Below are 22,621 nucleotides of genomic sequence, written 5' to 3' on the forward strand. Positions count from 1 at the left end.
GCCTTTTTTCTTGTCCGGATCTCAGCCCGCGAGCTTCGCGGCGATGCCGGCCACGTGCCGGCCCTGGAAGCGGGCGCCGTCGAGCTCGACCTCGGTGGGCTGGCGGCTGCCGTCGCCACCCGCGATGGTTGTGGCGCCGTAGGGCGAGCCGCCCTTCACGGCCTCGACGCCGCTCTGGCCCGGGAAGCTGTAGGGCAGGCCGACGATCACCATGCCGTGGTGCAGCAGCACCGTGTGGAAGCTCGTCAGCGTCGTCTCCTGGCCGCCATGCTGGGAGGCCGTCGAGGTGAAGACCGAGCCGACCTTGCCGACGAGCGCACCCTTCATCCAGAGGCCGCCCGTCTGGTCGATGAACTGCTTCATCTGCGCGGCCATGTTGCCGTAGCGGGTGGGCGTGCCGAAGATGATCGCGTCGTAGTCCGCGAGCTCGTCCGGCTGGGCGATCGGCGCCGCCTGGTCGAGCTTGTAGTGGAACTGCCGCGCGACCTCCTCGGGCACGAGCTCGGGCACCCGCTTCACGGAGACCTCGGCGCCGGCCGCCCGCGCACCCTCGGCGGCGGCCTGGGCGAGCTGCTCCACGTGACCCCAGGACGAGTAGTAGAGAACGAGTACCTTCGCCATCGCGCGTGTTCCTTGTGCGGTGTCGTGTGCCGGGTCGCGCCCGGTCGTGACGAGGCCGCCCGCCCGCGGCGCCCGGCCCTTCCGCCCGCAACATCGGCGCTCGCGCGCCTTGCGGGAATGCCCTCCCCTGCAAGACAGGCTTTGCGAAAATGCAAGGCGTCGGCGTAGTGTCGCCGTCTGGGTCGAGGGTTTGGGCTCGCGATGGCGCCGGACTGGGACGATTACCGCCTCGTGAAGGCGATCGCGGATGCGGGCGGGCTCACCCGCGCGGCGGCCCGCCTCGGCATCAACCACTCCACCGCCTTCCGGCGCCTCGCCGCCGCCGAGGCCGCCCTGGAAGCGCGCCTGTTCGAGCGCCTGCGCTCCGGCTACGTCCCCACCGCGGCCGGCGCCGCGATGGTCGCGGCGGCCACCCGCATGGAGGAGGAGACGGCGGGCTTCGCCCGGGCGGTCGCGGGGCGCGCGGTGCTGCCCGCGGGCGAGTTGCGGGTCACCGCGCCCGCGACGCTCTTCGCCGAGACGCTGATGCCGATCCTCGCCCGCTTCCGCGCGCGCTACCCGGCGATCGTGCTCGATCTCGTCCTGTCGGAGGAGGCCCTCAACCTGTCGCGGCGCGACGCCGACGTGGCGATCCGCGCGAGCGACGCCCCGCCCCCGACCCTCGTCGGGCGGCGCCTCGCCACGGTGCCGTGGGCGATCTACGGCCGCGCCGACCAGGCGCACGGCCCCCTCGAAGCCTGCGCCTGGGTGACGCCCGGCGAATCGGTCGGCGGCGCCCGGTTCCTCCGCTTCGTCGAGGCGCGGACGACGCCAGAGCGGATCGTGGTCCGCCTCAACACCGTGCTGGGCCTGCGGGAGGCGATCGAGGCGGGGCTCGGCATCGGCCCCCTGCCCTGCATGTCGGCGGACCGGCGGCCCGCGCTGGTGCGCCTCGGCGAGCCGGAGCCGGAGCTGCAGTCGAGCCTGTGGCTGCTCACCCACCAGGACCTGCGCCACTCGGCGCGGGTGCGGGTGTTCATGGATTTCGTGGGCGAGGCGCTGGCCCCGATGCGGGCGGCCCTGGAGGGCCGCAGCCTCAGCCCTTCCGGATCTCCGTGACCTCGACCTCCTGGCCGTTCACCTCCACCACGTCGCCGACGTTCTTGCCGGTGATCGCGCGGGCGAGCGGGGCGACGTAGGAGATGGTGCCCTTGGCGGGGTCCGCCTCGTCCTCGCCGACGATCCGGAAGGTCTGGCGGGTGTCGTCCTCGCGGGTCACCGTCACGGTGGTCCCGAAATGCACGGTGTCGCCCTCCACGGCCTCCACGAGCTGCGCGGTGCCCTGCCGGGCGGTCCAATAGCGCAGGTCGCGGGCCACGCGGGCATTGTCGGCCTTGTCGTCGGGCGACAGGCCGGCCGCCTCGGCCTGCAGGCGCTTCACCTCGGCCTCGATATGGGCGAGACCCTCGGGCGTGACGAAGTTGGTGTGCGGCGAGATCGGGCGGTCGGGGAGATCCTCGAAGGCTTCCCCGCCCTCCTTCTCGCGAACGAATGCAATGCTCATGAAGACGGAAATGCGGGGGCCATGGCCGCGGTTCCGCCCCCGCGGTCAGCCGATGGTCACCACCGTGCGACCGCGCACCTGCCCCGACAGGATCGCCTCGCCGAGGCGGCCGACCTCCTCCAGCGGGACGGTGGTGGTCATGGCCGCCAGGGCGTCGAGGTCGAGCTCGCGGGCGAGGCGGCCCCAGGCCGTCCGGCGCTTCGGCTGCGGGGTCGTCACGCTGTTGATGCCGAGGAGCGAGACGCCGCGCAGGATGAACGGCGCCACCGAGGCCGGCAGGTCCATGCCCTGCGCGAGGCCGCAGGCCGCCGCGGCCCCGTCCGCGCGGGTCATCGCGAGGGCGTTGGCGAGGGTTCGCGAGCCCACCGCGTCGATCACGGCGGCCCAGCGCTCGCGGGCGAGCGGCCGCGGCTCGCCGGAGAGCTCGGCCCGATCCAGGATCTCCGCCGCGCCGAGGCCCCGCAGGTAGTCGGCCTCCTCGGGCCGCCCGGTCGCGGCGATGACATGCCAGCCGGCCCGTGCGAGCAGGGCCACCGCGACGGAGCCGACGCCGCCCGAGGCCCCGGTGACGAGGGCCGGCCCGGCAGCCGGCGTGAGGCCGTGCGCGTCGAGCGCCATCAGGGCGAGCATGGCGGTGTAGCCCGCCGTCCCGATCGCCATGGCCTGAGCGGGGGTCAGGCCGTCCGGCAGCGGCACCAGCCAGTCGCCGCGCACCCGCGCGCGCTCCGCATACCCGCCGAGATGCGTCTCGCCGACGCCCCAGCCGGTGAGCACCACCCGGTCGCCCGGGGCGTAGTCCGGATGGTCGGAGCGCTCGACGAGGCCGGCGAAGTCGATCCCCGGGATCATCGGAAACCGGCGCACCACCGGCGAGCGCCCGGTGAGCGCCAGACCGTCCTTGTAGTTCAGGGTCGAGTGCGTGACCCGCACGGTCACGTCGCCGTCCATCAGCTCGGCGTCGTCCACGTCCCGGAAGGCGAGGCTCTGCGCGCCCTCGGCCTTGTCCACGACCCAGCCCCTGAACGTCCCCATCCGCGCCTCCTCGTCGGGGTCGGAGCTGTGGCGGGGGCGGGCGGAGTCAAGCCGCGGCGGGCCGGGATGCGGCCCGCGCGCGACCCCGCGAAACCGGACGGCGGGTGCGGCCGACCGCACCCGCGGCCTTTCAATAGCCGTCGTAGATGCTGCCGCGGGAGAAGCCGAGGCCGACGCCGATGTCGGCGGAGCTGGCGCCGGTGATGCCGAAGGCGTCCGGGATCGAGCCGACGAGGGGCGCGCCCGGGCCGTAGCCGCCGCCCACCGGCACCCAGCCGGCGCGGGCGGGCTGGACGAGGACGCGGCGGCTGACGCTCGCGTATTCGGGCGGGATGGTCTCGGGGATCGACTGGGCGGGCTGCACGAGCACCCGGCGGGCGCGCACCGCGAAGCGCGGCGGCGTGTTCACCCAGCAGCCGATCAGCTCGCCGTAGGGGCCGCGGCGGGTCTGCCAGAAGCGGCCGCCGGGCGACACCATCACGCGCTCCTGCACCGTGTCGAAGACGGGCGGCGTGGTGCGGTAGACGGTGCGGGGCGGGCGCACCAGGACCTGCTCCTGGACGGTGTCGAAGACCGGCGGCGTGCTGACGTGGCGGTAGCACTCGGCGCCGTAGCAGCCGCCGGCCTCGGCGGCCGTCGACAGGAGCGCGGCGCCGGCGAGTGCGGCGGCCAGAGTTGCGAGACGGTGGACCGTCGCGGCCATGAATTCCCCCTTGTTGTGTCGCGATGCGTGCGGACGCTGCGCGCTGCCGGCGCAGATCTCGACGCATAAGAGGCCGCGGAGTTGCCGGATCGGCAAGCTCAATTGAATTCTAAGGTAAAATTAACCTTGGGGTCCGAGTGCCGAGTTACGATCTACTTAGGTAAACAACCGGTTGGACAAGTCGAACGCTCAGGTCTGGCCGCGCTTGAGTGCGTAGAAGATGTGACGGCCGATCACGTCCATCCGCTTCAGGCGGCGCGACCAGTTCGGCCGCACGTAGTCCGCGTGGTAGTGCGTGGCGGCCCCCACCTCGGCGAGGTAGGTGCGGCCCTCGATGACCGAGCGGGCCACCCGCGTGGCGCTCTCCCAGGAGCCCGCATCGGTGATGCGCAGCGACTTGCCCTCGCAGGCGAAGGAGAACTGGCAGCCCATGTAGCGGTGCCGGTTCTGGTAGACGACGCCGCAGACGTTGCTCGGGTAGAGGCCGCTCTTCACGCGGTTGAGCACCACCTGCGCTACGGCGGCCTGGCCCTCCTCCGGCTCGCTGCGGGCCTCGAAGTAGACCGCCTCGGCGAGGCAGCGCTGCTCGCGGTCCATCGAGTCGGGGTCGATCAGGTCGGCGTAGCGGTGGCGGTCGCCGTCCGGCGCAGACTGCGCCGGTCCCTCGGGGCGGTCGGTGCGTAGCGAGAAGCCCGGCAGGGCGAGGCTCGCGGCCGCGACCTCGATCGGCGTCGCGTCGGCGGGCGCGGGCGTCGTCGAGGACAGCGCCACGGCGCGCGGCACCGCGGGGGTCGCGCCGTCGGAGAGGCCGCCGGAGAGGTCGCCGTGGCGCGCCTGCGCGTCGCCGGCAGCTTCGAGGGGGGCCGACGCGCCGGGCGTGGCGCCCGGACCCACGGTCTGGCCGAGATCGGGCACGGCCACGAAGCCGAGGTCCGGCTCCAGCTCGGCGCTCCAGGTGGCGGCGCCGGGGGTGAGGACGCCGCTCACCGAGCCCGTCAGGTTGGCGAAGATCAGGGAGCCTTGCGCCTCGCGCAGGTCCCGCGCCCCGCGGGAGAAGCTCGCGGCGAGCGCTCGCTCGGGGTCGCCCTTGGCCGACCGCTGCACGACGGGGAAGACCCGGGCCTGCGCCTTCAGGTCGGCCCGCAGGGCCGCGTCGCCGATGCGCCGGGGGGCCCGCAGCGCCTCGGCGCGGGCGAGGCCGAGGAGGGCCCCGGCGCCGTCGTCGATCTCGATTCCGCCGATCAGGCGGGTGCCGCTGGGCAGGGCCGGGGTGACCCGGGCGTCCTGCTCCACCGCGAGGCTCGCGCCGATCGCGCTCTCGGTGCCGGCATCCGCCGTGAAGGAGACCAGCAGGCCCGCCCCCGCGAACCAGGGGGTGACGGCGGCTCCGAGCCAGTGAAGGCCCGATCTGCGTCGAACTCGTCTGGTACCCACGCCGTCCGCAACCCGCACCGAGAGGCCAAGCCGGCAGAGCCTGAACCGCCATTGCGGTCGGGTTTCGGCCGGCTCCCGGTTATCGCTCGGTATGGTTGCCGCCCGGTTAAGCGCGCATCCGCCGCGCGTACCCGGGCGGGAATCAGGCCGCCCGCACGGTCTCGACGTCGAGGGTCGGGCCCGCCGGCGTCATGCGCTCGCGGGTGACGATGCGGTCCCCCGGCGCCATCTGGCCGAGGGGCACGTCCCGGTCCGGCAGGACGAGGGTGGCGAGCCGGTTCACGTGGACGAGCACGTGGCGCTTCTGCGGGATCGAGGCCGCCGCCCAGCGCCGCAGCTGGCCGAGATAGGGCTCCCGGCGCCAGGCGCTCGCCTGCCCGGGATCGACCTGCACGTTCATGTTGCGGGTGACGGGATCGAGGCTCAGCACCATCTTGGCGCGGTCGGGCTTCCACTCCGGCCCGAGCCAGCTCTCCGTCATCCAGAGGCAGTGGAAGGCCCGGCAATGGTCGGGGCGGCTCGCGTGGATGGCGCAGCCGCGGCCGGCCTGCGTGTGGCGGCACCACTGCCCCGCCACGCTCTCGACGGCGGGCACGTCGTAGACCTTGCAGCAGAGCGTGCAGGCGCCGCAGGCCCGGCCGGGCGCGGGCGTGGCAACGATGGTGGCAGGGTCGAGCATCCGGGTCAGGCCGTCTCGGGAGCGGCGGGCCGCCGCGCAGGTGGCGGGGTATCTGCCGGGCCATCGGGCCGGTAGTGTGGCGAAAGCCGAAACGCCCCGGATCCCGCCATGCTCTCGAATCTCGCCGCGCGCGACGTCGAAACCCTGATCCACCCCTACACGAACCTCGCGACCCACCGCGAGACCGGGCCGCTGGTGCTGGAGCGGGGCCACGGCGTCTGGGTCTACGACACGGACGGGCGGCCCTACCTGGAGGGGATGGCGGGGCTCTGGTGCACGGCACTCGGCTACTCGAACGAGGAACTGGTGGAGGCGGCGAGCGAGCAGCTCGGCAAGCTGCCCTTCTCGCACCTGTTCTCCGGGCGCAGCCACGACCCGGCGATCGAGCTCGCCGAGACCCTGAAGGAGCTGATGCCGGTCCCGACCTCGAAGGTGTTCTTCACCTCCTCGGGCTCGGAGGCGAACGACACGCAGGTGAAGCTCACCTGGTACCTGAACAACGCGCTCGGCCGCCCCCGCAAGAAGAAGATCATCGCCCGCGAGCGCGGCTACCACGGCGTCACGGTCGCCACCGCCTCGATGACGGGGCTGCCGGCCAACCACGCCGACTGGGACCTGCCGCTGCCGGGCTTCCTGCACACCGCCTGCCCGCACCACTACCGCTTCGCGGAGGCCGGCGAGAGCGAGGAGGCCTTCTCGGCCCGCCTCGCGGACGAACTGGAGGCGCTGATCCTCCGGGAGGACCCCGAGACCGTCGCGGCCTTCGTGGCCGAGCCGGTGATGGGCGCGGGCGGCGCCATCGTGCCCCCGGCCGGCTACTTCGCGGCGATCCAGGCGGTGCTCGCCCGCTACGACGTGCGCTTCATCGCCGACGAGGTGATCTGCGGCTTCGGGCGGCTCGGCACCTGGTTCGGCTCGGAGGCGCTGGGGATGCGGCCCGACACCCTCTCCTTCGCCAAGGCGCTCACCTCCGGCTACCTGCCGCTCGGCGGCGTCTCGATCGACGAGCCCCTCTACCGCGCCATGGTGGCCGAGAGCACGAAGCTCGGCACCTTCGGGCACGGCACCACCTACTCGGGCCATCCGGTGGCCTGCGCGTTGGCGCTGAAGACCCTGGAGATCTACCGCCGCGACCGCATCGTGGAGGGCGTGGCCGGGAAGGCCCCCCATTTCCAGGCGAAGCTCGCCGCCCTGGCGGAGCACCCCCTCGTCGGCGAGGCCCGCGGGATCGGCCTGATCGGCGGCCTCGAGATCGTGGCCGACAAGGCGACGAAGCGGCAGTTCGACCCGAAGGCGGGCGTCGCCGCGCGCTGCGTCGCCCACGCCCAGGCCGAGGGGCTGATCGTGCGCTTCCTCGCCGGCGACCGCATCGCCGTCTGCCCGCCGCTGGTGATCCAGCCCGACGAGATCGACACCCTGTTCGAGCGCCTGACCCGCGCCCTCGACAGCACCGCCGCCTGGATCGCCGCCGAGGGCCTGGAGCCGCTGCCGTCCGCTCGCTGAAATACTGGATACTGCATTCCCGCGACAGATCAGTAATCCGCCGCGCGGAGAGGGTCGTCAGCCGGCTTTCCTTAATCCGTCATTCAGCTTGATTGGCTCCCTATGGGTCCGCGGCTGAGCGGAATTTGCGCAAGATCGTCGCGAAACGGCCCATCCGGTGCCCCGAACGGGCGCCAGGGAAACGATGCAGCGGCCGCCCGGCGGCCATTTCCGAAACGAGCAGACAGGACACCCGTCATGTACCCCTCCAGCGAGACCTCGACCGTGGCGCTCCAGAACGGGCGCCGGGGAGCGGACGTAGGTCGGGCGCGCGCGAGTTTCCGGCCGGTGGCGCTGCCGGCCCTGTGCGCGGCGGTGATCGCGAGAGCGCCGGCCGAGAAGGCGGTGGCCGAGGCCCGCGCGGTGAAGCGCCGCGGCATCCTCGAGCTGGTGCACGAGGACGAGCCCGTCCTCTGAGGCCGATGCGGCGACGTCGCTGGGTCGTCGTAAGGAGCGGCTAAGGACTCGGCGCCAGGATGCGAGCCCGCGCGGCGCGCCCGCCCCCGAACGGTCACGATGGCCTGCCAGGGGACGCCCGCGCGGCGGGCGCACGAGAGGACGGTCCATGCTGATCATGCCGAGCCGGCGGCAGTTCCTGACCGGGCTCGGGGGCGCGGCCGCGGCGCTCGCGACCTCCACGGGCGCCTACGCGTTCGGCGTCGAGCCCCTCTACCGGCTGGTGGTGACGCGTTACGCGCCCGTCCTGCCGCGCTGGACCCCCCACCTCGCCCTGCGCATCGCGGTGCTGGCGGATTTCCACGTGGGCGAGCCCTTCATGCCGCTCGCCCGCGTCGAGGAGATCGTGGCGGCCACGAACGCCCTCAATCCCGACCTCGTGCTGATGCTCGGCGACTACCCGGCCGGGCGGCGTGTCACGTGGCGGAAGGTGCCCCTCGACGATTTCGCCCGGGTCGTGGCGCAGCTGCGCGCCCCCCTCGGCGTCCACGCGATCCTCGGCAACCACGACTGGTGGGACGACGAGGCGGTGCAGATCACCGGCCGCGGCGTGCCCCAGGCGCGCCGGGCGCTCGAAGCCCGGGGCATCCCCGTCCTGGAGAATGGCGCGGTCCGCCTCGTGAAGGACGGGCTGCCGTTCTGGGTCGCCGGGCTCGGCGACCAGCAGCCCTTCCTGCGCCGCGACGAGAGCCGCGACGATCTGCCCGCCACCCTCGGGGCGGTCATTGACGACGCGCCGGTGCTCCTGATGGTCCACGAGCCCGACATCTTCGCCGAGGTGCCCGAACGCGTCGCCCTGACGCTCGCCGGGCACACCCACGGCGGGCAGGTGCGCCTGCTGGGCTGGTCGCCGGTGATCCCCACCATCCACGGGCGGGACTATGCCTACGGCCACATCGTCGAGGACGGGCGCCACCTCATCGTCTCGGGCGGCTTCGGCATCAGCCGGATCCCCGTCCGCCTCGGGGTGCCCCCCGAGATCGTGCTGGTGGAGCTCGGCACGCAGGCCGCCGTCGCGGCGGCTCCCACCCACCGGGCCTGAGGCCCCCGCACCGGGCCTGAGGCCCCCCGCACCGGCGGGCCCCTGGCCTTCCGGCGCCCGCGGGCTACCTTCCCGGGCATGTCCGTGCTCCGCCCCGCCCTCGCGGCCGCCTGCCTCCTCGCGCCGTCGCTCGCGCGGGCCGACCCGTGCGGCGAGCTGATCGACCGGGTGGCGCGCGCCACCGCGGTCGAGGTCGGCAACCGCAGCGCGGATTTCGCGAGCTTCACGGCGGGGCCCGACACCGGCCTGACGCTCTCCTGCGGCAGCCCCTCCTCGGTGGGGGCGCAGTTCCGTGGGGAGGCGCCGCCGGAGCGCTACTTCGCGCTCCTCGGGCAGGCCGGCGAGGCCGTGACGGGTATCGCCGCCGGGACCATCGCGGAGGCCGCGCAGCGCGCGCAGGCGGCGGCCGGCCGCCAGCGCCACAGCAACGTCACCGCCGGCGGGCTCCTCGTCACCTGCTCGGTGGGCCGGTCCGAGAAGGGAAACCTGACGCTATGCGCCGTGATCGAGAGCGCCGATCGCAGCTGATCCCGCCGCTGCTCGCCGCCGCGCTGGTGGCCGCGACGGCCGCCGCGGCCGAGGAGCCGCGCCGCCCGGCCCGGGACGCGCCGATCGACAACTGGGCGGCGCTGCGCACCGCGCTTGCCGCCTGCTGGGCGGTGCCCGCCGACACCGAGGGGTCGCTGATCGCCTACCGGTTCGGGCTCACCAAGGACGGCGCGATCCGCGGCAAGCCCCTCGTCACGGCCCGCCAGATGCGCGGGCGCGACGATCCCGGCCGCCGCTACGAGGCCGCCGCGACCGACGCGCTGGCGCGCTGCTTCCCGATCCCCGTCACCCCCGGCTTCGGCGCGGCGCTGGGCGAGAGCCCGATCCGCCTGCGCTTCGTCAACACGAAGCCCGGCCCGGCCTACCAGATCAACTCGAACATCACGGTCTTCGCCCCGCAGCCGGGCGAGGCGCGGCCGGAACCCCGGCGCTGACCCCGGGACCCGCGGCGCGCCGCCGGCGCCGCGGGATCCCTCGCCCGGCATCGGGCGCCGGCGGACCGTCCCCGATGCGGGCGGGGGAGCGCGCAGCGCCTCACAGCGGGATGTTGTCGTGCTTCTTCCAGGGCTGCTCCATCTCCTTGGTGCGCAGCATCCCGAGGGCGCGCGCGATGCGCTTGCGCGTCGAGTGGGGCATGATCACCTCGTCGATGTAGCCCCGCTCCGCCGCCACGAAGGGCGAGAGGAAGCGGTCCTCGTACTCGCTCGTGCGGGCCGCGATCTTGTCCGCGTCGCCGATCTCGGCGCGGAAGATGATCTCGACGGCGCCCTTGGCGCCCATCACGGCGATCTGGGCGGTGGGCCAGGCGTAGTTGAGGTCGGCGCCGACGTGCTTGGAGGCCATCACGTCGTAGGCGCCGCCGAAGGCCTTGCGGGTGATGATGGTGACGAGGGGCACGGTCGCCTGCGAATAGGCGAACAGGAGCTTGGCGCCGTGCTTGATCAGGCCGCCGTATTCCTGCGCGGTGCCGGGCAGGAAGCCCGGCACGTCCACGAAGGTGACGATCGGGATCGAGAAGGCGTTGCAGAAGCGCACGAAGCGGGCGGCCTTGCGCGAGGCGTCCGAGTCGAGCACGCCCGCGAGCACCAGGGGCTGGTTGGCCACGAAGCCGACCGTGCGGCCCTCGATGCGGCCGAAGCCCGTGATGATGTTGCGGGCGTAGGCGGCCTGGATCTCGAAGAAGTCGCCCTCGTCGGCGACGCGCCGGATCAGCTCGCCCATGTCGTAGGGCTTGTTCGGGTTGTCGGGGATCAGCGTGTCGAGGGAGCGGTCGATGCGGTTGACGTCGTCGAAGCTCTCGATCTCCGGCACGCCCTCGATGTTGTTGGCGGGCAGGAAGTCGAGCAGGCGCCGGATCTGGAGGATCGCCTCGACGTCGTTCTCGAACGAGCCGTCGGCGATCGAGGACTTCGAGGTGTGGACCTTCGCGCCGCCGAGCTCCTCGGCGGTGACGACCTCGTTGGTGACGGTCTTCACCACGTCCGGGCCGGTCACGAACATGTAGCTCGTGTCGCGCACCATGAAGATGAAGTCGGTCATGGCCGGCGAGTAGACGTCGCCGCCCGCGCAGGGGCCCATGATCACCGAGATCTGCGGGATCACGCCCGACGCCATGACGTTGCGGCGGAACACCTCGCCGTAGCCGCCGAGCGCCGCCACGCCCTCCTGGATGCGCGCGCCGCCGGCATCGAAGATGCCGATGATCGGGGCGCGCATCTTCAGCGCCATGTCCTGGACCTTGACGATCTTCTGGGCGTGCGCCTCCGACAGCGAGCCGCCGAACACCGTGAAGTCCTTGGAGAACAGGAACACGGTGCGGCCGTTGATGGTGCCCCAGCCGGTCACCACGCCGTCGCCCGGGATCTTCTGGTTCTCCATCCCGAAGTCGCTGGAGCGATGCTGAACGAACATGTCGAACTCCTCGAACGACCCGTGGTCGAGGAGGAGTTCGATGCGCTCGCGCGCCGTCAGCTTGCCGCGCTTGTGCTGGGCCGCGACGCGGTTCTCACCGCCGCCGAGCCGGGCCTGCGCGCGCCGCTCCTCGAGCTTTTCCAGGATGTCCTTCATGAAACCGGCGCCTCGATCACGGGAAAAGACGGATGTTCGGGCGACACGCGGCCGGCCCGGTTCGAGGCTTGGCGGTGTCGGGTACGATCGGCCTCTAGCATGGCGCAATGCGGGCGGAAACTGGAGCGGGCCGCTCAGCCGGTGCGCTCGAGGCGGATGTCGATCTCGCGGTCCACGTAATCCCACTCGCGGGTCGCCCGCAGGCGCTCCACGAGACGCTCGAAGGCGTCGGCGTCCTCCGGCGCGAACTCGAACCAGGTGAGAAAGTCGAAGGGCTCGCCGAGGTCGCGGCTGTGGTGGAGGCGGCGCGCGATGGCGGGCAGGTAGGCGAGGCCGATGCTGGTGTGGCGGGAGACCTCCTCGAACACCGCGCGGCGCTCGTCCTGCGCCATGTCCCACCAGGCCTGCGACTTGCGGATCGGGATCAGGGCGGCGCAGCGCGCGGCGGCCCGCCCCAGGCCCTCCTGAGCCGCCCGAAGGCTCTCGACCTCGGCCCGCGTGGTGTAGCGGACGTGGCTGAGGAGGCCGCGCAACGCCCATGTGGCGCCGGGCGCGGGCGGCGCGGATGCCGGCCCGCTCGCGGCGACGCGTGCGACGGCGGGCAGCCCCTCGCCTCGGACCCGGCGCATGCCGGTGACGCGCCATTCGCCACGAGGGCCGCCCTCGAACCGGATGATGTCGACCATGCCCGCCCCCCACGGCTTCCACCACGCCGAGGACGGCGTGGCAGCAGGTTCCGTGCCGGCCTACCCGCCCGCGGTCAGCCGTGCGACCAGGGCCGCCGCATCGAACTCGGCGCGGCGCAGAGCCAGCCGGGCCTCGGCCTCGGCGTCCCGCCCCCAGACCCCCGCCTGATAGGTCTCGTCCACGTGGGCGGCCGCCCAGGCCGCGTCGGTGCCGAGGTGGCCGTGCAGCACGGCGAGCGCCAGGATCAGCGACCCGGTCAGCGTCGTGAGGGTGTGGAGGGCGGCGAGGCGGAACGGGCCCTCGACGGCCTCGACCGCCCGGCGCAGGGCCGCCACCGACGCCTCGGGCTGGGTGACGTGCATCACCCCCTCGCTCAGGATCAGCCGGGCGCCGAGGGCCTCGTGGGCCCAGGCCAGGACGGGGTCCCAGGCGCGGGCCTGCTCCGCCACAAGGCGCTCCGGCGAGGCGGCCCGGTAGGCCAGGAGGTCGGTGCCCGCGAAGGCCGCGAGGTCCTCCACCACCGCCGCGCGGCGGGCGGCGACGCCGTCGATCGCGGTGTTCGCGAGCCGGGTCAGCGGCATGGTGCCGGGGTCGATCGACTCCCCTTGCGCGCCCCACTCGGCCGCCACCGCCTCCGCCAGGGCGGTCGTCGGCAGGCGCAGGGGGTTGCGGGCCGGCGTGTTGGCGGAGCGCCCGTCGAGGGTCAGCCGGAAGCCCTCCGCCTCCGGCGCGAAGCCCGCCGCCGCGTAGAACCGCTTCGGCAGCGCCGGCTTGCCGTGCCCGCGGGCGGCCCGCAGCGGATCGGGGCGCGGGGTATCCGACGGCTCGCCGAGCCAGTCCTGGGTGACGTCATCGCTCATGGGTCGGAGATAGTGCAGGCCCCGCCGGCATGCGAGGAGTGTCGCGGCGCCCGGCGCAGCGATTCGGCGCGCCGCCATAACCGGAGGAGAGCCGCCATGGTGGACCGCCCCGACATGCCCCTCGCCGAGGGGATGCGTCACCTCTCGCCTCACCTCGTCTGCGCGGGTGCGGCCGAGGCCATCGCCTTCTACGAGGCGGCGTTCGATGCCGTCGAGCTCAACCGCCTCGCCGGGCCGGACGGGAAGCTCTGGTACGCGGCGGTGGTGATCAACGGCGCCTCGGTGCTCCTCGTCGACGAGAACCCGGCCTACAACATCCGCTCGCCGAAGGCCCTCGGGGGATCCCCCGTCACCCTGCACCTCTTCGTGCGGGATGCCGATGCGGTGGTCGCGCAGGCGGTCGCGGCCGGCGCCCGGGTGACGATGCCGGTCCAGGACATGTTCTGGGGCGACCGCTACGGGGTGATCGAGGATCCGTTCGGCCATCGCTGGTCGATCGCGACCCCGCTGCGCCCGCCGATGAGCAACTCCGAGTTGCAGGCCGCCGCCGCGGCGATGTTTCCGCCGGCCTAAGGCGATTTCGGAGCCGTTGCCCGGCCGGAACGCCGGAGCCGAAGCCCCGGACATCCGCCGGACGCGCGTCGGACGGGTGTACGTCGGAGACGCGCACACTGTCCGACGCACATGTCCACACCGGACAGCCCGCGTGTCCGACGGAGCCCGAGGCTCAATCCTCGTCGGCGAGCAGCCCCGCCGCGCCGTCGGGCCGGCCGCCGGTGAACAGGTCGGCGAGCTGCGTCGCGCTCTCGACAACCGTGACGGCGCCCGCCCCGAACAGGGCGCCGGGCGGGTGGTAGCCCCAGGCGACGCCCACCGCCGCGGCGCCCGCGCTCACCGCCATCGCCATGTCGTAGCTGGTGTCGCCGATCATCACCGTGCGCTCGGCCGGCACCCCCGTCTGGGCCATGGCCCGGAGCAGCATCTCGGGGTCCGGCTTCGAGGGCGCGTCGTCGGCCGTCTGGATCGTGGCGAACCAGCCATCCCACCCGTGCGCCTCGACCAAGTGGTTGACGCCGCGGCGGGATTTGCCCGTGGCGATGCCGAGGCTGACATCCGGGCGGGCGTGCAGCCGGGCCAGCAGCTCGCCCATGCCGGGAAACAGCGGCTCCTCGTAGCTCGGGTCCTGCCGCAGGGCGTTGAAGGCGCGCTTGTAGCTCTCCGACAGCTCCGCGATGGGGCCGCTCTCCCCCACCAGGCGCCGGAACGCCTGCGGCAGCGAGAGGCCCACCACCGAGAGCGCCTCGGTGCGCCCGGGCGCGACGAGGCCGTGCTCCGCGAAGGCGATGCCCTGGGCCGCCACGATGAGGTGCTGGCTGTCGACCAGGGTGCCGTCGACGTCGAAGACGACGAGCTTCACGGCCGGGCGCGGGGCGGCCGCCTCACGGCCGGCGCCCCGCCGGAGCCGCCGGCGCGGCGGCGGGCGGCTGCGGCGCCGCCTGCTGGGGGGCGGGGGTGCGGGGCCGCTCGTAGCCGAGGCGGCAGCGAATCAGGAAGCGCCGCCGCGCCCCGCCACGCAGCGCCCGCGTGTGCGAGGCGCGGTTGCAGGCCGCGTAGGAGCGCCGCCGGCGGTCGCTCCCGCGCACGCCCGGCGCGGCCGCCGCGGCGCCGGGCCGGGCGGAGGGCTGCGCGGGCGGCCGGGCCGCGGGCTGCCCCGCGGGCTGGGCGGAGGGCTGGGTCGCCGGCTGGGTCTGGGCCTGCGGGGTCGGCTGCGCCGCCTGGGCGGGCGCATGCCCCCCCGCCCATCCGAGGGCGCTCAACCCGGCGAGGCAGGCCAGCATCGCAAGCTTCATGGGGCGCGTCTCACCGGAAGTTTCGAGGTCGGGAGGCGACGGGCATCGACCGACCGGCCCCCGTCCCCCCGGAGAATAAGCCTTGGCGGCCGATTTGAAAGCGGTCGCGGCGCCTCAGGCCTCCGGCGCGTCGACGATCGGGTCGTAGCGGGCCGCGTCGAAGCCGAGGAGATTCCAGCTCTGCGCCATGTGGGGCGGCAGGGGCGCCGAGACGTCCACGGGCGCGCCGGTGCGGGGATGCGGGATCACGATTCGGCGGGCGAGGAGGTGGAGGCGGTTCTGGATGCCGCCGGGCAGCACCCAGTTCTCCACGTCGAAGTACTTCGGGTCGCCGACGATGGGGTGGCCGATATGGGCGGCGTGCGCGCGCAGCTGGTGCGTGCGGCCCGTCACCGGCTTGAAGGAGAGCCAGGACAGCTTCTGGGCCACCTGATCGACCATCGCGTAGTAGGTGAGCGCGTGGGAGGCCCCCTCGTCGCCGTGCTTGGCGACGCGCATGCGGGCGTCCGCGTCCGTCGGCTCCTCCTTGGCGAGGTAGGTGGAGACCCGCCCCTGGCGCACCCGCGGCACCCCCGCCGTCAGCGCCCAATAGATCTTGCGCGCGGCGCGGGAGCGGAAGCTCTTGGCGAGGGTGGCGGCGGCGAGCCGCGTCTTCGCGACGATGAGGCAGCCGGCGGTGTCCTTGTCCAGCCGGTGGACGAGGCGGGGCCTCTGTCCATCGGGCCCGGCCAACGCGTCCAGCAGCTCGTCCACGTGCCGGACGGTGCCCGTCCCCCCCTGGACAGCCAACCCGAACGGCTTGTTCAAAACCATCATATCCGCATCCTCATAGAGGATGAGGGACCGGAGAAACTCCGCATCGCCCCGGTCGCGGACCGGGCTGCGGGGTCGCTCGGCGGCGGCGTCGAGCTTCAGGGGGGGCACCCGGACGCTCATGCCGGGCTCGAGCCGGTCATTGGGCTTGGCGCGCTTGCCGTCGACGCGCAGTTCCCCTTTCCGAACGATACTCTGGACGCGCGTGAACGGCAATTGCGGAAACCGCGCAGTGAGGAAGCGATCAATACGCATGCCGCCTTCGTCGGCCTCGACGGTCAGGGTCTGGACACCGCTCGCCAGCGTGGCCGACGCCGCTGCCCGCTGCTGCCGGCGGGTCGGTCCCTCGGGCGCAGGGGGCTCTGTACGCACGGCGGCGGTGCGGGGCCTCGACCCGCGGCTGTCGAGAGGCTTGCCCGGGGCTTTGCCCGACGGCCGTGCCGCGGGCGATTCATCCCAGGGCGCGCGCTCGACGGGCTCGTCCCCGCGCATCCGGGCGGCGCGCTGGGCCGCGTCGAGCGCCGATGTCCGCGGTCCGGTGCCCGCGCGCTCGGGTCGCCGGCCGGGGCCGAACGCCCCCTTGCCGGGACCGCGGCCGCGCCCGCCGGTCGGTCCGCCGCCACGGCCGCTACGGTGTGAAGTCTTGCCTGCCATGGGGTGCTGCTAACATTCGGGCCGCACGGCGACAATTCGCGCCGACGCCGATCTGACCCGTCTCAGTCGAAACGACGCCCTGCCTCGATGGTCAAGCCGACTCCGACCGACCCGAAGACGTCACCGGCCACCACCCGGGCCCGCGGCAGGCTGCCTGTCAGTGCCGCCCGCAGGTGTGGGAGACCGGTGGATCCTCCGGTGAGGAACAGCGCGTCGATGGACTCGGCCCGCAGGCCCGCTTGCCGCAGGCAGACGGCGATGCGGGCGGCCACCCGATCGGCCAGGGTTGCGGTCTCCGCAGCGAGCTTGCGGCGGTCGACCGCGATCGCGAGGCCGTCCTCGATGAAACCGAGGTCCAGCCGCCCGGCATCGCTGTCCGACGCATCGATCTTCGCACCCTCGACCGCCATGGCAAGGCCGTGGCCGCGCTCCTCCGCCACCACGTTGTGCAGTCGGGCGATCAGGTCGGGTCGCGCGGCGTCACGGCGCGTCTCCTCGATCTCGCGCAGCGTCCTGGCGTTGTAGAGGCGGTTTATGCTCGACCACGTAGCGAGGTCATGGAAGTAGGCGTTCGGGACGCCGAGATCGCCGCGCTTCATCGGGCTGCCTAAGCCCAGCAGAGGCATGACCAGGCCGAGGCTCAGCGTGCGGTCGAAATCCGTACCGCCGATCCGCACGCCGTCATTGGCCAGGATGTCGGCCGCCCGATCCACGCGCACGTGGCGCTCCGGCGAGAGGCGCACGATCGAGAAATCCGACGTGCCGCCGCCGATATCCGCGATCAGCGCGATTTCCTCGGCCGTCACACGCTGCTCATAGTCGAGGGCGGCCGCGATCGGCTCGTACTGGAAGGCGACATGGCGGAATCCGATCCCGCGCGCGATCTCGTGAAGCGTCGCCTCGGCCCGGTGATCGCCGGCCGGGTCGCCGTCGACAAAGTGAACCGGGCGCCCGTGGACGACGGCCTCGAAGGCGCGCCCCGCCTTCGCCTCGGCTTGCGCCTTCACGGCCGTCAGGTAGCGGGCGATCACGTCGCGGAAGCGCAGCCGCTCCCGGCCCACCTGCGTGGTCTCCTCGATCAGGCCGGACCCGAGCACGGATTTCAAGCTCCGCATCAGCCGTCCGGGCGAGCCGTCCACGTAGGCCGCCATGGCCGCGCGACCGATCGCGGGTTCGGATCCCGGCGCGAAAAAGATCGCGCTCGGTATCGTCAGATGCGCATCCTCCAGCGGCAGCAGCCGCGGTCGCCCATCGACGAGGTGACCGAGCGTGGTGTTCGACGTGCCGAAATCGAGGCCGCAGGCCGCCATCGGGTGCTCGCGTTGCTGGGGGATCGGTACGGAAGGGCGGCTGCCGTACAGCGTCACGCGCCGCGGGTCCATCGCACACGCGTCTTGCGCGCGGACGGGTTGCGCGCAGGACCGTTGCCAGGGGCGCCGCGACGTGCTGCCTGCACGCCGCCATGTCCACCCCTCCCAAGAGATTCCTGCCAGCGGCCTCGACCCGCGGCCTCATCACGGGGCTGAGTCCGCCCGTCTTCGTGCTGATCTGGGCGACGGGTTTCCTCGCGGCGCGCTACGTCGCCCCCTACGCGGATCCGCTCACCTTCGTGGCGCTGCGGGTCACGGGAGTCGCGCTGGTGCTCGCGGCCATCGCCGTGCTGCTGGGTGCCCGCTGGCCGAGAACCGTGCGGAGCTACCGCGACGCCATGGTCGGCGGCGTGCTGATGCAGGGCGTATACGTGCTCGGCGTGTTCTGGGCGGTGCATCGTGGGCTTCCGGCGGGCATCGCAGCCCTGATCGGCAGCCTTCAGCCCCTCGTCACAGCGATGCTGGCGCGACCGCTCCTCGGGGAGATCGTCAGCCGCCGGCGGTGGCTCGGGATCGCGCTCGGCTTTCTCGGAGCCGCCCTCGTTCTCGCTCCGAAGGTCGGTGCGGCCGGTGCCTCGGCAATTCCACCTGCAGCGCTCGGCATGTGCGTCGTAGCGATGCTGGCCATGACGCTCGGGACCCTCTGGCAGAAGCGTACGGCGGGTGAGGCGGACCTGCTCACCAACGCCACGGTGCAGTTCGCGGCGGCCGCCCTCCTGGCAATCCCAATCGCGCTGCTCCTGGAAGACGGCCACGTCGTCCCCTCCCCGCAGCTTTGGATCGGAATGGCGTGGTCGATCCTGGTGAATTCCGTAGCCGGAATCCTTCTGCTTCTGGTGCTCATCCGGCGGGGCGCAGTGGCGGGCGTCGCCTCCCTGTTCTTCCTGGTGCCGCCCGTTGCCGCCGCCCTGGCCTACCTACTCTTCGGGGAAGCGCTCATACCCATACAGATCGCCGGCATGCTCGTTGCCGCGGCAGGGGTGGCGGTCGCCAACCGTGGCTAGCAGGTGTGGGCTTTCGAACGGGGCTGATCCGTTCGTTGCTGATGTGAGGCGTAGCTTGGCATCCGCGAAATGGGACCGGCCATTGGCGAACGGCGGGAAGACGGCCCTTTGCGCTTTGCGGCCGGTGCCAGGCTTCACGCTGCGAAAGGTTGATGGCGGACAATTACCGCTGCCGCTCGGCATACCATCCGGAAAAGCTCACGGCGCCCGACGTCGAATTCGCCCCATCGCCGGCCTCGAATGCCGCTCCCGCAATCCGACAACGCGGCTTAATTTTGAATGCACTTGGGAAAGTGCAGCACCGCGGCAACAAACCTCTCCTATCCGGGCGATCCGACCTATAATGAGCGCAACGGAAACGTCATGACAGAGAGAGCCGCATGTCAGCCTCCCCCGCCCTACAGCCTGAGCCGCACGACTTCATCGCCCTGACCCAGGAAGCCGGCGAGACCGCCAAGAAGCTCGTCGCGGAGGCTACACGCCGGGTCCGCACCCGCGTCCTGTCCCCCGAGGGCAAGATCGACTCCGGGAAGCTCGAGGCCGAGCAGCACGCCACCCACGGCCTCGCTTGGCTCGCAGTCTACGCGGAAGCGTTGCGCGAGCTGGGGACTTACGCGACGAACCTCAGGGCGGCGGGTCGGCTCGGCGAGACCGAGACGTTGCTGGTGAAAATCGGTGCCGGAGAATACCTCGACCAGATGTTCGGCGGCATCCCGATGAGCCAGGGCGAGATGGTCCGGCCCACGGGCTCGCTCGGCCTGTCTGCCAAGGAACTGGCGCAGTTCCGCACCCCGGCCGTCGAGGCCCTGATCGCCGACGGCAATACCCCGGAGAACCGGGCGGCCCTCGTGGCGCGGATCCGCGATGGCGGTGGTGCTGCAACGGTCGGCGATTCCGGGCTCGACGAGGACATGGAGGCGATCCGCTCCGAGATGCGCCGGTTCGGCAAGGCTGAGGTCGTCGAGCAGGCCCATGAGTGGCACCGTGAGAACGCCTACATCCCCATGGAGATCGTGGAGAAGATGGCCGAATTTGGCGTCTTCGGGCTGACGATCCCCGAGGAATACGGCGGCATGGGCTTGCCGAAGATCTCGATGTGCGTGGTCTCGGAGGAGCTGTCCCGCGCCTATATCGGCGTCGGCTCTCTGGGGACCCGCTCCGAGATCGCGGCCGAGCTGATCCTCTGCGGCGGCACCGAGGAGCAGAAGCAGCGCTTCCTGCCCAAACTCGCTTCGGGCGAGATCCTGCCCACCGCCGTCTTCACCGAGCCGAACACCGGTTCAGACCTCGCCTCGCTCCGCACCAAAGCGGTGAAGGAGGGTGACGTCTGGAAGATCTCCGGCAACAAGACCTGGATCACCCATCCCGTGCGCGCCGACATCATGACGGTGCTGGTGCGGACGAAGCCCGAGGAGAAGGGTCACCGCGGCCTCTCGATGCTGATCGCCGAGAAGCCGCGTGGCAGCGACGAGGATCCCTTCCCGGTGAACGGCCTGTCCGGCGGTGAGATCGAGGTGCTCGGCTACCGTGGCATGAAGGAGTACGAGCTGGCTTTCGAGGGGTTCGAAGTCCCGGCCGCGAACCTGCTGGGTGAGGTCGAGGGCAAGGGCTTCGCTCAGCTGATGCAGACCTTCGAATCGGCCCGCATCCAGACGGCGGCGCGCGCCGTCGGCGTCGCTCAGTCGGCCCTGGACGTCGGCCTCCGCTACGCGGAAGAGCGAGTCCAGTTCGGCAAGGCGCTGATCAACTTCCCGCGCGTCGCCGACAAGCTCGCCATGATGGCGGTGGAGATCAACATCGCCCGGCAGCTCACCTACTTCTCGGCCCGCGAGAAGGACGAGGGCAAACGCTGCGATCTCGAGGCCGGCATGGCGAAGCTCCTGGGTGCCCGCGTCGCCTGGGCCAGCGCCGACAACGCCCTCCAGATCCACGGCGGAAACGGCTTCGCGTTGGAGTACACCGTGAGCCGCATCCTGTGCGACGCCCGCATTCTCTCGATCTTCGAGGGGGCCGCCGAAATCCAGGCTCAGGTCATCGCGCGGCGCCTGCTCGAAGCCGCCTGACGCCGGTCAGAAGGAAGAGGGCCGGAGCGTTCAGGCTCCGGCCCTCTCCCAAGTGTCCTACTTCGTGATCTTCACGGAGACAGGGTCGCTGGATGGAAAGGTCTCCTCCAACGCCTCGTCCAGCCGCTCCTTCATTTTGCCCTGGCTGTTCTCGGGATGGTCCCGGTCGCCGGGCTTCGCGCTGCCCTGCTCGAAGCCGGGTTTGTCCGCGTTATCGGACGGTTTCGTCTGCGGATCTGACATCCGTTGCTCCTGAGAAACGTGGGCGCCGTCGCGCGGCGCCGATGCACCTCAACGCGAGGGCCGCGCCTCCGTTTCATCTCGGGCCGAGCCGTGCTCAGGCGGGCGCGACCCCACGCGCCCGCAACGCCCGCACCGCCGACCGGTTCGCCGCCGCCTCGCGCAGCACGGTGTCGTAGAGGCTACCGAGCCGGTCGAGATGCGTGTCGAGGCTGAGCGGCGCGGCCCAGTAGCGGGCATGGGCCGCGCGACCCATCCGGTCGGCAAGGCCGTCGTCGGCGAGCGCGCGCAGATGGGCCGCCAGCGCATCCGGGTCGCCCGAGCGGAACCAGAAGCCGGTCTCGCCGTCCTCCACCGCCTCGCGGCCCGCACAGGCATCGCTGACGACGACGGGAGTCCCGCAGGCCAGCGCCTCGTAGACGGTGAGCGGCTGCCCCTCGTACCAGACGCTCGGGAACACCAAGGCGCGGGCATCCCGCATCATCGCCTGCACGCCCGCGGGATCGCGCCACCCGAGCAGGACCGCCTCCGGGTATCGCGCCCTCAGCTCGAGTGCCCGCTCGCCGTCTCCGACGAAGACCGGACGTACCCCCGCCCGCCGGGCGGCCTCGGCGAAGATCGGTGCGCCCTTCTCGGTGGAGATCCGTCCGACGAACAGGAAATCGCCGGGTGGCCGAGCCCGGGGGGGCGCCTCGACGATGGAGATCGGGTTGTCGACACGGTGGAAGCGTGTGCCGCGCGGCAGGTGCGGGGCGACGGCCCGCTCCTGCAGGTCGCTGATCGTGATGACGTCGCGGAACAATTCGGGAAGCCGTGCGGCGTGCTCGAGGCCGAGGTGGCGCACCACCCGTGCCAGCTTGCGCGGATAGGACTGGGCATCGCAGTTCGTGGAGAGGCAGGCGGCCGACATCGGCCGCCGATGGCAGATCTGCGCGGCCGGGTAATCGTAGAAGCCGCCGTTCGGACAGGCGAGGAAGAACTCGTGCATCGTGTAGAGGCACGGAAGGCCTGATCGGCGGATCGCAACGCCGATGCTGGGTGAGAGCGACTTCGCGAAGGCGTGGACGTGCACCAGGGTGTCCCGCCGATCGCAGAGGCGCAGCTCGCGCGCCAGCGCCCGCGCGGCCGCACCGTTCCAGATCGCCTGCACCGCGAAGGCGAGCTTGCTGCGGGTGGTCGTGACGTCGTCCTGCCCCAGGCACACCACGCGGATGCCCGCTGCCACGAGACGAGGGTCGACGGGGCCTACCGCGGCGAACAGGGTGACGCGATACCCCCGGCCGGCGAGACCGATCGCGGAATCCAGGGCGACCTTGGCCTGACCGCCGTTGACGTGGGCATGGTCGGCGACGAGGACGACGTGCACGGCAGGCTTCCCCGTTGCGGACGTCGCCGACATTTACCGGGCGGCA

The 22,621-nt window shown here is 72.3% G+C and carries 24 protein-coding genes; 9 read left to right on the forward strand and 15 right to left on the reverse strand.

Annotation, left to right across the window (positions count from 1 at the left end; all coding sequences use genetic code 11):
* Positions 1–21 precede the first annotated feature (21 nt).
* The gene (gene wrbA, locus ACLBXP_RS03755; protein ID WP_447666234.1) at positions 22–621 is read right to left on the reverse strand and encodes an NAD(P)H:quinone oxidoreductase; all 600 of its coding nucleotides are present in this window, start codon (positions 619–621) and stop codon (positions 22–24) included.
* 201 nt (positions 622–822) lie between these two features.
* On the opposite strand from wrbA, the gene ACLBXP_RS03760 reads away from it, so the two are divergent.
* Positions 823–1,719 (forward strand): LysR substrate-binding domain-containing protein, encoded by an 897-nt coding sequence (locus ACLBXP_RS03760; protein ID WP_447666235.1) that lies wholly within the window; start codon positions 823–825, stop codon positions 1,717–1,719.
* Here ACLBXP_RS03760 and greA read toward each other — a convergent pair.
* From greA to ACLBXP_RS03785, 5 genes are all read right to left on the reverse strand, one after another.
* Positions 1,697–2,164, reverse strand: a complete 468-nt coding sequence (greA, locus tag ACLBXP_RS03765; RefSeq protein ID WP_447666236.1) for a transcription elongation factor GreA — start codon at positions 2,162–2,164, stop codon at positions 1,697–1,699. The two genes, ACLBXP_RS03760 and greA, sit on opposite strands and share 23 nt — an antisense overlap.
* A gap of 45 nt (positions 2,165–2,209) precedes the next feature.
* Entirely contained in the window at positions 2,210–3,196 is a 987-nt protein-coding gene (gene acuI / locus ACLBXP_RS03770) for an acrylyl-CoA reductase (NADPH) (RefSeq protein ID WP_447666237.1), read from the reverse strand.
* 130 nt (positions 3,197–3,326) lie between these two features.
* Positions 3,327–3,899, reverse strand: coding sequence for a hypothetical protein (locus ACLBXP_RS03775; protein WP_447666238.1), 573 nt, complete (start codon positions 3,897–3,899; stop codon positions 3,327–3,329).
* Between the two features lie 189 nt (positions 3,900–4,088).
* Positions 4,089–5,333 carry a cell wall hydrolase gene (locus tag ACLBXP_RS03780; protein WP_447666239.1) on the reverse strand — a complete coding sequence of 415 codons (1,245 nt, stop codon included), beginning with the start codon at positions 5,331–5,333 and terminating at the stop codon, positions 4,089–4,091.
* Between the two features lie 142 nt (positions 5,334–5,475).
* Positions 5,476–6,012 (reverse strand): hypothetical protein, encoded by a 537-nt coding sequence (locus ACLBXP_RS03785; RefSeq protein WP_447666240.1) that lies wholly within the window; start codon positions 6,010–6,012, stop codon positions 5,476–5,478.
* A gap of 108 nt (positions 6,013–6,120) precedes the next feature.
* Between ACLBXP_RS03785 and ACLBXP_RS03790 the strand changes: the two genes are divergently transcribed.
* From ACLBXP_RS03790 to ACLBXP_RS03810, 5 genes are all read left to right on the forward strand, one after another.
* The gene (locus tag ACLBXP_RS03790; protein WP_447666241.1) at positions 6,121–7,515 is read left to right on the forward strand and encodes an aminotransferase; all 1,395 of its coding nucleotides are present in this window, start codon (positions 6,121–6,123) and stop codon (positions 7,513–7,515) included.
* 237 nt (positions 7,516–7,752) lie between these two features.
* Positions 7,753–7,971, forward strand: a complete 219-nt coding sequence (locus tag ACLBXP_RS03795; RefSeq protein WP_447666242.1) for a hypothetical protein — start codon at positions 7,753–7,755, stop codon at positions 7,969–7,971.
* Between the two features lie 148 nt (positions 7,972–8,119).
* The gene (locus tag ACLBXP_RS03800; protein WP_447666243.1) at positions 8,120–9,052 is read left to right on the forward strand and encodes a metallophosphoesterase; all 933 of its coding nucleotides are present in this window, start codon (positions 8,120–8,122) and stop codon (positions 9,050–9,052) included.
* Between the two features lie 78 nt (positions 9,053–9,130).
* Entirely contained in the window at positions 9,131–9,580 is a 450-nt protein-coding gene (locus tag ACLBXP_RS03805; protein WP_447666244.1) for an ABC transporter ATPase, read from the forward strand.
* On the forward strand, positions 9,547–10,035 hold the full coding sequence (locus ACLBXP_RS03810; RefSeq protein ID WP_447666245.1) for a hypothetical protein: 489 nt from the start codon (positions 9,547–9,549) through the stop codon (positions 10,033–10,035). Before ACLBXP_RS03805 ends, ACLBXP_RS03810 begins: the two co-directional genes overlap by 34 nt.
* 100 nt (positions 10,036–10,135) lie before the next feature.
* Here ACLBXP_RS03810 and ACLBXP_RS03815 read toward each other — a convergent pair whose 3' ends face one another.
* From ACLBXP_RS03815 to ACLBXP_RS03825, 3 genes are all read right to left on the reverse strand, one after another.
* Positions 10,136–11,668: an acyl-CoA carboxylase subunit beta gene (locus tag ACLBXP_RS03815; protein WP_447666246.1), complete on the reverse strand. Its 1,533-nt coding sequence runs from the start codon at positions 11,666–11,668 to the stop codon at positions 10,136–10,138.
* Positions 11,669–11,802: 134 nt separating this feature from the next.
* On the reverse strand, positions 11,803–12,354 hold the full coding sequence (locus ACLBXP_RS03820; protein ID WP_447666247.1) for a chlorite dismutase family protein: 552 nt from the start codon (positions 12,352–12,354) through the stop codon (positions 11,803–11,805).
* Positions 12,355–12,414: 60 nt separating this feature from the next.
* Entirely contained in the window at positions 12,415–13,215 is an 801-nt protein-coding gene (locus ACLBXP_RS03825) for an ATP12 family chaperone protein (protein WP_447666248.1), read from the reverse strand.
* A gap of 96 nt (positions 13,216–13,311) precedes the next feature.
* Here ACLBXP_RS03825 and ACLBXP_RS03830 point away from each other — a divergent pair, with 96 nt between their 5' ends.
* Positions 13,312–13,788 (forward strand): VOC family protein, encoded by a 477-nt coding sequence (locus tag ACLBXP_RS03830; protein ID WP_447666249.1) that lies wholly within the window; start codon positions 13,312–13,314, stop codon positions 13,786–13,788.
* Positions 13,789–13,942: 154 nt separating this feature from the next.
* Here the strand turns inward: ACLBXP_RS03830 and ACLBXP_RS03835 are convergent, their stop codons facing one another.
* From ACLBXP_RS03835 to ACLBXP_RS03850, 4 genes are all read right to left on the reverse strand, one after another.
* A complete protein-coding gene (locus ACLBXP_RS03835; protein WP_447666250.1) occupies positions 13,943–14,632 on the reverse strand; it encodes an HAD-IA family hydrolase in 690 nt (229 codons plus the stop codon).
* Between the two features lie 22 nt (positions 14,633–14,654).
* Complete coding sequence (locus ACLBXP_RS03840) at positions 14,655–15,065, reverse strand: hypothetical protein (RefSeq protein WP_447666251.1); 411 nt, start codon at positions 15,063–15,065, stop codon at positions 14,655–14,657.
* Positions 15,066–15,179: 114 nt separating this feature from the next.
* A complete protein-coding gene (locus ACLBXP_RS03845; protein ID WP_447666252.1) occupies positions 15,180–16,532 on the reverse strand; it encodes an RluA family pseudouridine synthase in 1,353 nt (450 codons plus the stop codon).
* A gap of 62 nt (positions 16,533–16,594) precedes the next feature.
* A complete protein-coding gene (locus ACLBXP_RS03850) occupies positions 16,595–17,842 on the reverse strand; it encodes an Hsp70 family protein (RefSeq protein ID WP_447666708.1) in 1,248 nt (415 codons plus the stop codon).
* A 152-nt stretch (positions 17,843–17,994) separates the two neighbouring features.
* Between ACLBXP_RS03850 and ACLBXP_RS03855 the strand changes: the two genes are divergently transcribed.
* Both ACLBXP_RS03855 and ACLBXP_RS03860 read left to right on the forward strand, forming a co-directional pair.
* Positions 17,995–18,906: a DMT family transporter gene (locus tag ACLBXP_RS03855; protein WP_447666253.1), complete on the forward strand. Its 912-nt coding sequence runs from the start codon at positions 17,995–17,997 to the stop codon at positions 18,904–18,906.
* A 380-nt stretch (positions 18,907–19,286) separates the two neighbouring features.
* Entirely contained in the window at positions 19,287–20,969 is a 1,683-nt protein-coding gene (locus ACLBXP_RS03860; RefSeq protein ID WP_447666254.1) for an acyl-CoA dehydrogenase family protein, read from the forward strand.
* A gap of 57 nt (positions 20,970–21,026) precedes the next feature.
* On the opposite strand, the gene ACLBXP_RS03865 is transcribed toward ACLBXP_RS03860, so the two are convergent.
* Positions 21,027–21,212, reverse strand: coding sequence for a hypothetical protein (locus ACLBXP_RS03865; protein ID WP_447666255.1), 186 nt, complete (start codon positions 21,210–21,212; stop codon positions 21,027–21,029).
* 94 nt (positions 21,213–21,306) lie between these two features.
* Positions 21,307–22,575, reverse strand: coding sequence for a glycosyltransferase family 4 protein (locus ACLBXP_RS03870; RefSeq protein ID WP_447666256.1), 1,269 nt, complete (start codon positions 22,573–22,575; stop codon positions 21,307–21,309).
* Positions 22,576–22,621 lie beyond the last annotated feature (46 nt).

Source organism: Methylobacterium sp. A54F (genome assembly GCF_053346035.1).